Source organism: Streptomyces sp. NBC_00539 (genome assembly GCF_036346105.1).
GTDB lineage: Bacteria > Actinomycetota > Actinomycetes > Streptomycetales > Streptomycetaceae > Streptomyces.
In genome coordinates, this window is record NZ_CP107811.1 from 870,318 (window position 1) to 883,450 (window position 13,133).

At 72.2% G+C, this 13,133-nt stretch carries 10 protein-coding genes and 1 tRNA gene; 6 read left to right on the forward strand and 5 right to left on the reverse strand.

The genetic code is table 11. The annotated features are described in order from the left end of the window. Window positions 1–165 precede the first annotated feature (165 nt). The 5 genes from OG861_RS03960 (at window position 166) to OG861_RS03980 (ending at window position 7,645) form a co-directional block, all read left to right on the forward strand. Window positions 166–1,350, forward strand: a complete 1,185-nt coding sequence (locus tag OG861_RS03960; protein WP_330261230.1) for a Gfo/Idh/MocA family protein — start codon at window positions 166–168, stop codon at window positions 1,348–1,350. Then, complete coding sequence (locus tag OG861_RS03965; RefSeq protein WP_329200468.1) at window positions 1,347–2,507, forward strand: dihydrodipicolinate synthase family protein; 1,161 nt, start codon at window positions 1,347–1,349, stop codon at window positions 2,505–2,507. The genes OG861_RS03960 and OG861_RS03965 overlap by 4 nt, the downstream gene beginning before the upstream one ends. After that, window positions 2,504–3,343 (forward strand): sugar phosphate isomerase/epimerase family protein, encoded by an 840-nt coding sequence (locus OG861_RS03970; RefSeq protein WP_330261231.1) that lies wholly within the window; start codon window positions 2,504–2,506, stop codon window positions 3,341–3,343. Before OG861_RS03965 ends, OG861_RS03970 begins: the two co-directional genes overlap by 4 nt. Window positions 3,344–3,464: 121 nt before the next feature. Then, on the forward strand, window positions 3,465–5,876 hold the full coding sequence (locus OG861_RS03975) for a polysaccharide lyase 8 family protein (protein WP_329200465.1): 2,412 nt from the start codon (window positions 3,465–3,467) through the stop codon (window positions 5,874–5,876). A 161-nt stretch (window positions 5,877–6,037) separates the two neighbouring features. After that, window positions 6,038–7,645, forward strand: a complete 1,608-nt coding sequence (locus tag OG861_RS03980) for a N,N-dimethylformamidase beta subunit family domain-containing protein (protein ID WP_330261232.1) — start codon at window positions 6,038–6,040, stop codon at window positions 7,643–7,645. 104 nt (window positions 7,646–7,749) lie between these two features. Here OG861_RS03980 and OG861_RS03985 read toward each other — a convergent pair. Next, window positions 7,750–7,826: transfer RNA gene (locus OG861_RS03985), tRNA-Trp, on the reverse strand. A gap of 212 nt (window positions 7,827–8,038) precedes the next feature. Here OG861_RS03985 and OG861_RS03990 point away from each other — a divergent pair. Continuing rightward, window positions 8,039–9,685: a GMC oxidoreductase gene (locus OG861_RS03990; protein ID WP_330261233.1), complete on the forward strand. Its 1,647-nt coding sequence runs from the start codon at window positions 8,039–8,041 to the stop codon at window positions 9,683–9,685. A gap of 70 nt (window positions 9,686–9,755) precedes the next feature. Here OG861_RS03990 and OG861_RS03995 read toward each other — a convergent pair whose 3' ends face one another. The 4 genes from OG861_RS03995 to OG861_RS04010 form a co-directional block, all read right to left on the reverse strand. Further along, the gene (locus OG861_RS03995) at window positions 9,756–10,235 is read right to left on the reverse strand and encodes a carboxymuconolactone decarboxylase family protein (protein ID WP_330261234.1); all 480 of its coding nucleotides are present in this window, start codon (window positions 10,233–10,235) and stop codon (window positions 9,756–9,758) included. Continuing rightward, on the reverse strand, window positions 10,232–11,311 hold the full coding sequence (locus OG861_RS04000) for an NAD(P)H-dependent amine dehydrogenase family protein (RefSeq protein ID WP_330261235.1): 1,080 nt from the start codon (window positions 11,309–11,311) through the stop codon (window positions 10,232–10,234). Before OG861_RS04000 ends, OG861_RS03995 begins: the two co-directional genes overlap by 4 nt. Window positions 11,312–11,488: 177 nt before the next feature. Then, window positions 11,489–12,490 carry a PfkB family carbohydrate kinase gene (locus tag OG861_RS04005; protein ID WP_330261236.1) on the reverse strand — a complete coding sequence of 334 codons (1,002 nt, stop codon included), beginning with the start codon at window positions 12,488–12,490 and terminating at the stop codon, window positions 11,489–11,491. After that, window positions 12,480–13,130 (reverse strand): bifunctional 4-hydroxy-2-oxoglutarate aldolase/2-dehydro-3-deoxy-phosphogluconate aldolase, encoded by a 651-nt coding sequence (locus OG861_RS04010; protein WP_330261237.1) that lies wholly within the window; start codon window positions 13,128–13,130, stop codon window positions 12,480–12,482. Before OG861_RS04010 ends, OG861_RS04005 begins: the two co-directional genes overlap by 11 nt. Between the last annotated feature and the right edge of the window lie 3 nt (window positions 13,131–13,133).

The following is a 13,133-nucleotide window of genomic DNA, read 5'->3' on the forward strand; positions in this document are numbered from 1 at the left end:
TGGCCGGGCCGTCTTCGTCTTGTCCGTCGCAGTCTCAGTCTGCCCGATTAGGAAAGCGCTTTCCATCACTCGTACGGGTGTTGTGCAGGAAGCCAGCCCAGTTCTAGCCTGGGCGTGTGAAAGCGCTTTCCATCATCGCCACGTGACGCGAAGGAGGGGGACCCCATGGCAAAGGACAGGGCAGTCGAAAAGGCACGCCGCTCGGTGCGCACCATCAAGATCGCCATGAACGGCGTGACCGGACGGATGGGATACCGCCAGCACCTGGTGCGATCCGTCCTCGCCCTGCGGGAGCAGGGAGGCCTCGATCTCGGGGACGGGACCGTGCTGTGGCCCGAGCCGGTGCTGGTCGGGCGGCGGGAGGAGGCGTTGCGGGCCATCGCCGACCGACACGGGCTCGAACACGTCAGCACCGATCTGGCGGAGGTGCTGACCGATCCCGAAGTGGAGGTCTACTTCGACGCGCAGGTGACCGGCGCCCGGGAAGCCGCCGTCCGACAGGCCATCGCGGCGGGCAAGCACGTGTACTGCGAGAAGCCGACCGCCCTCTCCTTCTCCTCCTCGCTGGAGCTCGCGCGGCTGGCGGTGGCGGCCGGAGTCAGACACGGCGTGGTCCAGGACAAGCTGTTCCTGCCGGGTCTGCTGAAACTGAGGCGGCTGATCGAAGGCGGCTTCTTCGGTGAGGTCCTCTCCGTGCGCGGGGAGTTCGGCTACTGGGTGTTCGAGGGGGACTGGCAGCCGGCCCAGCGGCCCTCCTGGAACTACCGCGCGCAGGACGGCGGCGGCATCACCGCCGACATGTTCCCGCACTGGGAGTACCTGCTGCACGAACTGTTCGGCCGCGTGTGTTCGGTGCAGGCCCTCACCCGTACCCACATCGGCCGCCGTTGGGACGAGGAGGGCAAGCCGTACGAGGCCACCGCGGACGATGCCGTCTACGGGGTCTTCGAACTGGAGGGCGGCGTGGTCGCGCAGATCAATTCGTCCTGGACCGTGCGGGTCCACCGGGACGAGCTGCTGGAGCTCCAAGTGGACGGGACGCACGGTTCGGCGGTGGCCGGGCTGCGCGAGTGCCGGATCCAGCACCGGGCGGGGACCCCCAAACCGGTCTGGAATCCCGACCTTCCGCAGACCGGGTCGTTCCGCTCCCAATGGCAGGAGGTCCCCGACAACACCCCGGCGGAGAACGGCTTCAAGGCCCAGTGGGAGCTGTTCCTGCGCCACGTCGTCCGGGACGAGACCTGGAAGTGGGACCTGCTCGCCGGGGCACGCGGGGTGCAGCTTGCCGAACTCGGTCTGCGGTCCTCGGCGCAGGGCCGCCGGCTACAGGTGCCGGAGGTGGTCCTGTGAACACCATCCTCCTGCCGGACACGGAGGGCGGATACCGGGAGTACCGGCCGAACAGTGCTCCGCTGCCGCCGCTGACCTGCGGCCCGGCGCAGAGCCGGACGTTCTTCGCGGCGGCGCACGTCGTCGCCGAGCCCCTCCGCGTTTGCGCGGGAGCAGGGCCAGAGGTCGACTGGGACGCCACGCTGGCCTTCCGGCACCGGCTGTGGGCTCAGGGGCTCGGGGTCGCGGAGGCCATGGACACCGCGCAGCGCGGAATGGGCCTGGACTGGCCGACCGCAGCCGAGCTGATCCGCCGCTCGGCGGCCGAGGCCCGGGCGGTGGGGGGCCGGATCGTCTGCGGTGTCGGGACCGATCAGCTGACGGCGCCCGGGCCCCACTCGATCGCCCGGATCACCGCCGCGTACGCGGAGCAGCTCGCGCACAGCGAGGCGTGCGGGTCGGCGGCCGTGCTGATGGCCTCCCGGGCGCTCGCGAAGGCGGCCCGGGGCCCGGAGGACTACCTGGAGGTGTACGGGCAGTTGCTCCGTCAGAGCTCCACACCCGTGGTGTTGCACTGGCTGGGTGCGATGTTCGATCCGGAGCTCACCGGCTACTGGGGGCACGAGGACCCCGAGGAAGCCACCGAGGTCTTCTTGAAGATCATCACGGAGTATCCCGGGAAGGTGGCAGGGATCAAGGTGTCGTTGCTGGACGCGGACCGGGAAGTGGACATCCGGCGCCGGCTGCCGGCCGGCGTGCGCTGCTACACGGGCGACGACCACCACTATCCGGAACTGATCGGTGGTGACGGCGAGCTGGCGAGCGACGCCCTGCTGGGGATCTTCGACCCGATCGCCCCGATCGCGGCGCGGGCGGCGCAGGCGCTCGACCGGGGCGACGCGGTGGCCTTCCGGGCTCTGTTGGACCCTACGGTGGCGCTGGCGCGGCATCTGTTCGCCCCGCCGACCCGCTACTACAAGACGGGTGTGGTCCTGCTGGCCTGGCTGGCGGGGTACCAGGAGCACTTCACGATGCTGGGCGGGCTCCAGTCGGGACGTTCGCTCCCGCACCTGGCCACGACGTACGAACTGGCAGACCGACTGGGCCTCTTCCCCGATCCGGGGCTCGCCGAGGCCCGGATGCGGCAGCTGTTCGCGGTGTACGGGGTGGCGTCGTGAACCGGGCGCCGGCACCGGCCCGGTTCAGCCTCAACCAGGAGACGGTCCGGCAGTGGTCGCTCCCGGAGCTGGTGAGCGGCTGCACGGCAGCCGGGGTACGAGCCGTGGGCCTGTGGCGGGAGCCGGTACGGCGGTTCGGGGTGCGACAGACGGCGAAGCTGATCGCCGGGGCGGGGCTGCACGTCAGCTCGCTGTGCCGGGGCGGGTTCTTCACGGCCGCCGACCCGGCGGGACGGGCAGCGGCTCTCGAGGACAACAGGCGGGCGGTGGAGGAGGCCGCCGAACTCGGGGCGGACACCCTGGTCCTGGTCTCGGGCGGACTGCCCGACGGGGACCGCGACCTGGTCGGTGCGCGCGAGCGGATCGCGGACATCCTGGGCGAGTTGACGCCGTGGGCCGCAGCGCACGGGGTGCGGCTGGGCATCGAGGCCCTCCATCCGATGTACGCCGCGGACCGCTGTGTGGTCTCCACGCTCGGCCAGGCACTGGATCTGGCCGAGCGGTTCCCCGCGGAGCGTGTGGGGGTGGTGGTGGACGCCTACCACCTGTGGTGGGACGAGCGGCTCCCGGAGCACATGCGCCGGGCCGGAGCGGGCGGCCGGATCGTGTCCGTCCAGGTCGCCGACTGGGTGACCCCGCTCCCGGAAGGGGTGCTGCTCGGGCGGGGGCAGCTCGGTGACGGGTGCATCGATCTCCGGGGATTCCTGGAGCTGGCCGACGGGGCGGGCTACCGCGGGCCGGTCGAGGTGGAGATCTTCCATCCGGAACTGTGGGCCCGGGAGGGATCGGAGGTACTGCGGGAGGTGATCGAACGCTATCGCCGGCACGTCGCATGAGGTGGCGACAGCGAGACGGCGGGGCCGGCAGCGGTACGGGCCGGACGGTCGGGGCCGGCGGCGCGGCCCGGTACCGGGTAGGGGCAGTACCAGACGGTGAGGGTGGGAAAAGGAGAAAGCGATGACAGATCCATGGAGTCGGCGCGCCTTCCTCTCCACGGCGGGCGGAGGTGCGCTGTGGCTGGGCGCCCCCCTCACGCGCGCCGGGGGCGAACCGGCCACGGACACGTACACGGCCACGGACACGTACGAGACGATGCGCGCCGTCTGGCGCGGGCTCCTTCTCGGCGCTGGTTTTCCGGCGACGAGCGAGCCGTTCCGGTCGCGGCTCACCGAACTCGGCGAACAGGCCGAGGGCTGGCGGGCCGCCATGGCCCCCGCGCCGGCAGCGCTCTGGCCCGATCTGCGATTCGCCACCGATCCCGAGAAGATGATGCAGAGCTACTACCGGCTGCGCACGATGGCGGAGGCCTACGTCCGTCCCGGTACCGGGCACACGGGCGAGACCGCGCTGCGCACGGCGCTGCTGACCGGGCTCGATCATCTGCACACGGAGGCCTACCACGCGGGCCAGGTGGCGTACGGCAACTGGTACTGCTGGCAGATCGGCGCCCCGCAGGCGCTGCTCGACCTCTGCGTCCTGCTCCAACCGGACCTGACACCGGTGCGCCTCACCGATTACTGCGCGGCGGTCGACCACTTCGTGCCCGACTCCGTCGTCTCCTCCTACAGCGGGACCAGCACGGGGGCGAACCGGGTGGACCTGTGCCGGGTACTGGCCCTGCGCGGGGTGGTCGGCTCGGATGCGGGGAAGCTCGCTCTCGCTCGGGACGCGCTCGCGCCGGTCTTCCCGTACGTCTCCTCGGGTGACGGGCTCTACCGGGACGGTTCCTTCGTCCAGCACACCTGGGTGCCGTACACCGGGACGTACGGAGCGGTGCTCCTCGGCGGGCTCGGCATGCTGTTCGCCCTGTTGCGGCAGACCCCGTGGGAAGTGACCGATCCGGGTGCGCAGATCGTGTTCGACGCCGTCGAGCGGGCCTGGGCGCCGTTCCTGTTCAACGGGCTGGTCATGGACGCGGTGTCCGGCCGGGCGGTCAGCAGGGGCGTGGCGGCGCTGGACGCCCGGCAGGTCCAGCAGGACGACCACGCGCGGGGGCACGCGGTGCTGGCCGGGATCCTGCTGCTGGCGGAGGGTGCGAGCAGCGCCGAACGGGCCCGTTGGCGGGGGCTGGTCAAGGGGTGGATGGCCCGGGCCTACTACAGCCCGCCCATGGCCGATCAGACCCTGGGGCTGTCCGCTCTCGCCCGACTGGCGGAGGTGGCGGCGGATACGGAGGTGGCGGGACTTGCCGAGCCGGTCGGCCACCGGCTGTTCGCGTCGATGGACCGGGCCACGCATCGGCGCCCCGGCTGGGCCGCCTCGCTGTCGATGGCCTCGAAACGGATCGCGCACTACGAGACGGGCAACGGGGAGAACCTGCGCGGCTGGCACACGGGCAGCGGGATGCTCGCCTGGTGGGGAGCCACCTACGGGAACGGCCAGTACTCGGATGCCTTCTGGCCCACGGTGGATCCCCGCCGACTGCCCGGGACCACCGTGTCCCGGCTGGCGCTGGCCGACGGCGCGGGAGGTGACTGGGGCGCCCCGCGGCCAGACGCGGTGTGGGTGGGCGGAACGACCGACGGGGAGTTCGCGTCGGTCGGCCAGCACCTGCGGGGCCTGGGCAGCACGCTGGCGGCACGGAAATCGTGGTTCTTCCTCGCCGACACCATCGTGTGCATGGGCGCGGGGATCCGTTCGACGGACGGGGTGCCGGTCGAGTCGGTCATCGACAACCGCAATCTGGGCGCGGCCGGCACGCATGCGCTCACCGTCGGCGGCGCCGTACAGCCGGGCGCCTTGGGCTGGTCGGCGTCCTTCCCCTCCCCCGGCTGGGCCCATCTGGCGGGCTTCGGCGGGTACGTGATGTGCGGGGCGGGGGCGTTCAAGGCCCTCCGGGAGGCGCGCACCGGCCGGTGGAGCGACATCAACCGGGCCAGTGCGACGACGGCGTTGACCCGGCGCTACCTCACCCTCTGGTACGACCACGGTACGGATCCGGTCGCCGCCGGGTACGTCCACCAGATACTGCCGGGAGCCTCGGCCGGACAGACGGCCGCCCGGGCCGGCTCCACGGGCTGGCTGCGGGTGCTCGCCAACACCGAAGCGGCTCAAGGGGTGTCGGTGGGTTCGCTCGGCTTCACCGGCGTCAACTTCTGGCAGGCGGGGACGGCCGGCCTGCTGGAGGCGAGCGCCGCGTGCTCGGTCACGGTCCGGGAGAGACCCGACGGCACTGCCGTCCTGTCCGTCGCGGACCCGGCCAGGGCCCTGGCCGCGCTGACGGTGGTGTGGGACCGGCCCGTCACGGCAGTGGTGTCCCGGCCGCCGAGCGTGGTGACGGCCGAACCGGGCGCCCGCCTCCGGCTCGCCTTCGGCGACCTCACAGGGGCAGCGGGAGCCGGGCAGCAGGTGGTGGTGCGGCTGGGCTGACGCACCGTCCACCCACGCACCTCGGCGCGGTACCCCTTCGGCCCGACCGCCCCGCCCGCCACTCGGGGCGGCCACACCGCGGGAGGCTCCGTGGGGCGCCGGCCCCGGCGCGGGTGGAGGGGGTGCGGACGGAGGTGGCTGGGTGGCATAGCGTGCGCCCTATGGAACAGGAGAAGACGGCCGGGGTGGTCGAAGGCGCGGGGAGGCGGCGGTTTCTGGTCGTCGCCACGACCGGGGCGGCGGCCGCCGGGCTCGGGGCACTGGCCGGGTGCGGGAGCGGGAGCGCGAAGGGGACCGGGCAAGGGGACCGGCCCGCCGTGGGTGCGACGGCCGGCGGATCGGCGCCCGCGGCGCAGGGGTTCGACGTCAAGGCGGAGAACGCCCGCCCCGGCAACGCCGACTGGCACGTGACCAAAGCCGGTCCCGCCCGGGCCATCGAGGGCTTCGCCGACAAGGTGAGCGTCCTGCCCGGGGAGACGTTCGGCCTCCACGTCTCCACCACCGCGCCCCGCTTCACCGTCTCCGCGTACCGCATGGGCTGGTACGGCGGCGCACGTGCCCGGCTGGTGTGGCGTTCGCAGGCCCTGACCGGCATCCGCCAGCCCGAGCACACCGTCGACTCCGCGACCCGGATGGTCCGCACCCACTGGGCCCGCACCGCCACGGTCGACACGAAGGACTGGCCCGAGGGCTGCTACCTCCTGCGCCTCGACGCGCAGGGCGGCGAGGGCCAGCGCTTCGTACCGCTCACCGTCCGCTCGGCTGCCACGACCGGCCGCACCGTCGTCGTGAACGCGGTGGCGACCTGGCAGGCTTACAACCGCTGGGGCGGCTACGGCAGCTACGACGGCCCGAACGGCGGGTACGCCACCCGCTCGCTGGCCGTCACCTTCGACCGGCCGTACGAGTACGACGACGGCGCGGGCCTTTTCCTCGTGTACGAGGCACCGCTGGTAGCGCTGGCCGAGCGGCTCGGCATTCCCCTCGCCTACGCGACGACCACCGACGTAGCGCGGGACAAGCGACTGCTGGAAGGAGCCGCCGCCGTCCTGTCGCTCGGGCACGACGAGTACTGGTCGCCGGAACAGCGGGCGCACTTCACCGCCGCCCGCGACGCGGGAACGAACATGGCCTTCCTCGGCGCGAACTGCTGCTTCCGCCGGATCCGGCTCGAGGCCTCCGACCTGGGCCCCGACCGCACGGTGGTCTGCTACAAGTCCTCCTACGAGCAGGACCCGGGCTTCCGCCGCGGCCATCCGGCCACCGCGGACTTCCGTTCGCCCCCCGCCGCCGACCCCGAGAGCTCCCTGCTCGGCGTGATCTACGACGGCTACCCGGTGGACGCCCCCTACGTCGTGACCAACCCCGGCCACTGGCTGTTCGAGGGCACCGGGGTGAAGGCGGGCGACACCTTCGCGCACCTGGTCGGCGTCGAGTACGACAAGGTCGACACCGGTTTCCCGACGCCCCGGCCGATCGAGATACTCGCCCACTCCCCCGTCGTGTGCGAGGGCCGGCCCAGCCACCAGGACACGGCGTACTACACCGTTCCCAGCGGCGCCGCCGTGTTCGCGACGGGGACGATGCGCTGGGTGGAGGCGCTCGACGCGACCGGCGACGGACGCAGCGGGGCCAACCACGGCCTGGACGCCCGTGCGGGCGCTCTGACGACGCGGGTGACGGAAAACCTGCTGCGCGTCTTCGCGGCGGGACCGGCGGGTCGTACGCATCCCGCCCAGGACAACGTCAAGGCGGTCTACGGGCGTTGATGCGGTCTACGGGCGTGCCTGAACCGGCCCGCCCCGGCCGGACCCCGCAACGCCGGACGCCCGGCCGGGAGAAGGTCCCGGCCGGGCGTCCGGCGCATGCGTCCTGGCAGGGGCGGCAGGAGTCGAACCTGCGACCTACGGTTTTGGAGACCGTTGCTCTGGCCGGCTGAGCTACACCCCTTCGGCGAGACCAACGATGACACGGGCCGGCCCGAAGATCCAACGAAATCCGCAGGGTGCCCGCAGCCTGAGACGGCGAGTCGGTGGGCCACCGGAACGGCGGGCGGCCCACACCTGCGGAACCAGCCAGAAATTACCCCGCCGTATGTAGTGACTTACCACGCCACCAACAGTAGAACTTGTTCTCACTCCATCGAGAGTGAGGAGCGTCACATGAGTGACAAATCCCTGAACAACAAGGTATCCCAGGGCGTATTCCGCCGCGGTTTCATCGCAGGAACAGGTTCCATTCTTGGAGCCCTGGCCCTGGCAGTCAACCCCACCCCCGCACAGGCGAAATCCGCCAACACCCCCTCCGCACCGATCGATGCCGGGGCCCACGTCCCTGCCCTCGTCATCGGCACCGGCTACGGCGGCTCGGTCGCCGCACTGCGCCTCGCCCAGGCGGGTGTCGACGTCCACATGATCGAAATGGGCATGGCCTGGGACACGCCCGGCCCGGACGGCAAGATCTTCTGCAACACCCTCAGCCCCGACCAGCGTGCGTACTGGCTGCGCACCCGCACGAAGGCCCCGCTGAACTACTTCCTCGGCTTCCCCATCGACCGGGACATCCCGAAGTACACGGGCATCCTGGACGCCGAGGAGATGGGCGGCATCACCGTCTACCAGGGCCGCGGGGTCGGCGGCGGCTCGCTGGTCAACGGCGGTATGGCCGTGACCCCCAAGCGGGAGAACTTCGGCGCCGTGCTCCCGTCCGTGAACGCGGACGAGATGTACGACGTCTACTACCCGCGCGCGAACGCCGGCCTCGGCGTCGGCCTCATCGACCCGGACTGGTTCAACACGGTCGACTGCTACCAGTTCGCCCGCGTCGGCCGCAAGCACGCCCAGCGCTCCAACTTCCCCTTCGTGTTCGTCCCCGACGTCTACGACTGGGACTACATGAAGCAGGAGGCGGCCGGCACCGCCATCAAGTCGGCGCTGGACGGGGAGATCCTGTACGGCAACAACCACGGCAAGAAGTCGCTCCAGAAGACGTACCTCGCGGCGGCCAAGGCGACCGGCAAGGTCTCCATCTCGCCCCTGCACAAGGTCACCACGGTCACCCCCACGACCGGAGGCGGCTACAGCGTCGTCATCGAACAGCTCAACACCACCGGCGACACGATCGCCACCAAGACCGTCACCGCGGACCGGGTGTTCTTCGCCGCCGGCAGCGTCGGCACGAGCAAGCTGCTGGTCAAGCTGAAGGCCACCGGAGCGCTCCCCGGTCTCAACAGCGAGATCGGCAAGGGCTGGGGCGACAACGGCAACGTCATGTGCGGGCGCGCGAACCACCTCTGGGACCCGACGGGCAAGCTCCAGGCGACGATCCCGTGCGGCGGCATCGACAACTGGGCGGCGGGCGGGGCGTTCGCCGAGGTGGCGCCGCTGCCGACGGGCATCGAGACGTACGCCTCCTTCTACCTGTCGATCACCAAGAACCCCCACCGCGCCGAATTCAGCTGGAACGCGGCGACGGGCAAGGCCGAGCTGAACTGGCAGACGGCCTGGAAGCAGCCGGCCATCGACATGGCCAAGACCATCTTCGACAAGATCAACTCGAAGGAGGGGACGATCTACCGGAGCGACCTGTTCGGCACCAACAAGATCTGGGGCGACCACCTGACCTACCACCCGCTCGGCGGCGCAGTCCTGAACAAGGCCACCGACAACTACGGGCGGCTGCACGGCCACCCCGGCCTGTACGTGATCGACGGAGCGCTGATCCCCGGGAACACCAGCGTCAATCCGTTCGTCACCATCACCGCGCTCGCGGAGCGGAACATCGAGAAGATCATCGCCACTGACCTGTAAGGGCGCCGACCGGGAACCGGGGCCGGCCGCAGGCCCGCGCAGGGAGGCCGGCCGGCCCCGGGGGGCCGTTTCAGCTCCCCGGCAGTACGCAGACGCTGTCGAGGCCCAGCACATGGTTCAGGCGTCCGAAGGCGAGCCAGGAGCCGATGCTCATGCTCAGCTCCACGATCTCCACCTGGCTGTAGTGGGCCGTCATCCGCTGCCAGAACTCCTCGTCCAGGCCGTGGTGGTCCAGCGCGTAGCGCTCCGCGTATTCGGCGGACAGCCGCGTGCGGTCGTCGAAGGCCTTCGTGGTGCGCCACTCGGTCACCGCGTCGGCGAACTCCTCCTCGACCTTCTCGCCGTCCCGGTCGGTGCGCCAGTCGAGGCAGAAGACGCACCCGTTGATCTGCGCGATCCGCAGCCGGGCCGCCTCGAACTCGCGCAGGCCCAAGGTGGTGTGGGCGTAGACCGACAGGGAGAAGTTGGCCGCGGCCATGCCGATGCCGGGGACCAGGTCGCCCCAGACGTACTCGATGGGGTGCTGACCTTCCGGGACGTCGATCCTCATGGCTGTTTCCTTCCGAGTTTGCCGACTGCGGGCCGCAGCGGGACGTCGAGCGCGTCGTAGAGGCCCGGTGGCGCGTCCACGAGCCAGTCGATCGCCCCCACCAGCCGGCCGACGGCGGTGGCGTTGCCGCCGGCGGAACGGTTCTCGCCTTCATCGGTGGCCTCGATCGTCACCTCGATGCGCGGCCGGCCCTCGATGATCACCCGGTGTGCGCCGGATCCGTCGGGCGGCTGCGGCCAGTCGGGGGCGCAGGAGGGGTGGATGCGGGTGACGTGTTCGATGACGAGGCGGGCTTCGCCCTCGACGATCCCCTGCACCTCGAACCGGATCGCGCCCTGGGTGCCTGCCTCGAACTCGCCCATCGTGGGGGTGGTCACCGCCGTGTCGAGCGCGCGGCGGGCGGACGTCTCGCGGATCCCGTCCAGTTCGACGCCGAGGGCCCGGGCCATCATCCGTATCTGGCCGCCCCACACCATGGTCGGGACGGACGGCACGAGCATCATCGGCTCGAAGTCCATGGGCTGCCCCATGCCCACCAGGTAGCGGACGGAGTCCGGCTGGTCGTAGGTGGAGTAGTCGAAGATCTCCTGGCAGCGGATCACGTCCACGGTGGTGCCGAGTCCGCTGATGAGCAGCGGCAGGACGTCGTTGCCCCAGCCGGGGTCGACCCCGGAGGCGAACAGTGAGCCGCCGCCGGACGCGATGGCCGCCAGCACCGGATCGCGGAACTCCGGCGGTGCGCTGCGGTGGTCGTAGAGGGGGTACAGGGCGGGGCTGACGACGACGGCCCCGGCGGCGACGGCCCTGGTGATGTCGGCGAGGGCGTCGTCGGGGCGGGTGTCGCCGGAGGCCGCGTACACGACGGCGGCGGGCCGGGCGGCGAGCACCGCCTCGGTGTCGTCGCTCGCCGCGACGCCCAGCAGGTGTCCCAGACCGGCGAGTTCACCCGCGTCGCGGCCGGCCTTGGCGGGGTCGTGGACGATGACTGCCGTGAGTTCGAGCGCCGGGTGGGCGGCGACGGCGCGGATCGCCGCGCGGCCGACGTTGCCGGTGCCCCAGACCACCGTGGGAATCATGCGCGGAGGGTAGCGAGGGGCCGTGGAGGTGCCCAGTGCCGTGAAGCAGGTTTTTCGACGGGGTACCGGCCGGGCCGCGCGGGGCCGGCCCGGAGTTCCGCCAGGGCCGGCCCGGAGTTCCGCCGGCGTCGGCTCAGGATCTCGCCAGGACCGGCCCGGAGTACCGCCGGGACCGGCTCAAAGTCCCGCCAGGGCCGCCGTCTCGCTGAACGCGGGAACGCGTCCGGTGCCGCCGCGGCCGGACACTGAGAGCGAGGCGGCGGCCGTGCCGTACGCCACCGCCCGCGCGAGGGGGTCGCCCAGGGCCAGCCGCGCGGTGGTGGTACCGGTGAAGCAGTCGCCTGCGCCCGTCGCGTCGACCGGGTCGGGGTTGACGGGGACCGGCCGGTACGTCGCGCGTACCCCGTCGTCCAGCAGGAGCCGGCCGGGTCCCGCGGTGACGGCGACGGCGCGGGCCCCGAGTGCGCGGTAGCGGGCGGCCGCGAGCAGCGGGTCGCCGGTGTCCACGAGGGCCAGGGCGTCGGCGGGGCAGGACGTCTTGAGCAGCCCCGTCAGCGGGGCGACCCGCGCCAGCAGATCGCGGGCCGCCTCCGGGCCGGTGAGCCGGGGGCGGAAGTTGGGGTCGTACGTGAGGTGCCCCCCGGCCGCGTGGACGGTTTCGGCAGCGGCCAGTACGGCTTCGCGGGCTCCGGGTGAGAGGGCGCCGGTGATGCCGCTGGTGACCAGGGCCGTGGAGGTGGTGAGCAGCTCATGCCAGGAGTCGATGTGCAGCGGGGAGAGGGTGGAGCCGGCGCTTCCGGTGCGCCAGTAGACGAAGGCGCGGCCGCCGTCGGTGTCGGCGCAGAGCAGGTAGGCGCCGTTGGGACGCGGGGAGCGGCGCACGTGGGAGACGTCGATGCCGAGCCGGGTGGCCCGCTCCAGCAGGGGCACGCTCAGCTCGTCGTCACCCACGACGGCGAGGAGCGCGGTGCGGGCCCCGGCGGCGGCCGCCGCGGCCGCCGCGTTGAGGGCGTCGCCGGAGTAGGAGATCCGGGCGGCTGTGCCGTCGGCGGCGGCGTGCGGGGCGCTCTCGGCGTGGATCTCGACCAGGACCTCGCCGAGGACGAGGACGTCGTAGGCAGTGCCGGGCCGGCCTCGGAGGGCGGGCGCGGCCATGTCAGCGGCCACGTCAGCGGCCATGTCGGCGGGCCTGCCCGGCGGGGTCACAGCAGCACGGCCCCGCCAGTTCGGCGAAGACCGCGGCCAGTTCGCCGGGGTCTTCGGGCAGGCCGTTGCCGACCCCGACGGCGGTCGCCCCGGCGGCGAGCCAGTCCCGGGCCTCGGACGGCCGGATGCCGCCGGTCGGGATGAGGAGTGCCCCGGGGAGCACGGCCTTGAGGGAGCGGATGAAGCCGGGGCCGCCCACGTGGGCCGGGAAGACCTTCGCCGCGCCCCCCGACCGTACGGCGCAGGCGACCTCGCCGGGGGTGAAGGCGCCCTCGATGAACACCGCCCCGCGCTCCGCGGCGACCGCGCGGACCTCGGGGGCCGGGTACGGGGAGACGAGGAAGCCGGCACCGGCGTCGAGAGCCCGCTCGGCCTGAGCGGCGCCGGTGACGGTGCCCACGCCGATCAGGGCGGCCCTTGCGTGCGCGTCGGCGAGCGGGGCGGTACGGGCGACGGCCGCGGCCCAGCCAGGGGTGGAGGTGGTGAGTTCCACGGCGCGGCATCCGGCGGCGAGGAGGGCGGCCGTGCGGCGGACGGCGTGGTCGGCGTCGGGGTCCCGCAGGACCGGCAGCAGCCGTTGGGCGGCCAGGACCGCGAAGGGATGACAGGACAAAGG

Excerpts from the sequence above, each read along its gene's own strand:
- OG861_RS03960 (WP_330261230.1), top strand. The coding sequence starts at position 166 with ATGGCAAAGGACAGGGCAGTCGAAAAGGCACGCCGCTCGGTGCGCACC.
- OG861_RS03975 (WP_329200465.1), top strand. The coding sequence starts at position 3,465 with ATGACAGATCCATGGAGTCGGCGCGCCTTCCTCTCCACGGCGGGCGGA.
- OG861_RS03980 (WP_330261232.1), top strand. The coding sequence starts at position 6,038 with ATGGAACAGGAGAAGACGGCCGGGGTGGTCGAAGGCGCGGGGAGGCGG.
- OG861_RS03990 (WP_330261233.1), top strand. The coding sequence starts at position 8,039 with ATGAGTGACAAATCCCTGAACAACAAGGTATCCCAGGGCGTATTCCGC.
- OG861_RS03995 (WP_330261234.1), bottom strand. The coding sequence starts at position 10,235 with ATGAGGATCGACGTCCCGGAAGGTCAGCACCCCATCGAGTACGTCTGG.
- OG861_RS04000 (WP_330261235.1), bottom strand. The coding sequence starts at position 11,311 with ATGATTCCCACGGTGGTCTGGGGCACCGGCAACGTCGGCCGCGCGGCG.
- OG861_RS04005 (WP_330261236.1), bottom strand. The coding sequence starts at position 12,490 with ATGGCCGCTGACGTGGCCGCTGACATGGCCGCGCCCGCCCTCCGAGGC.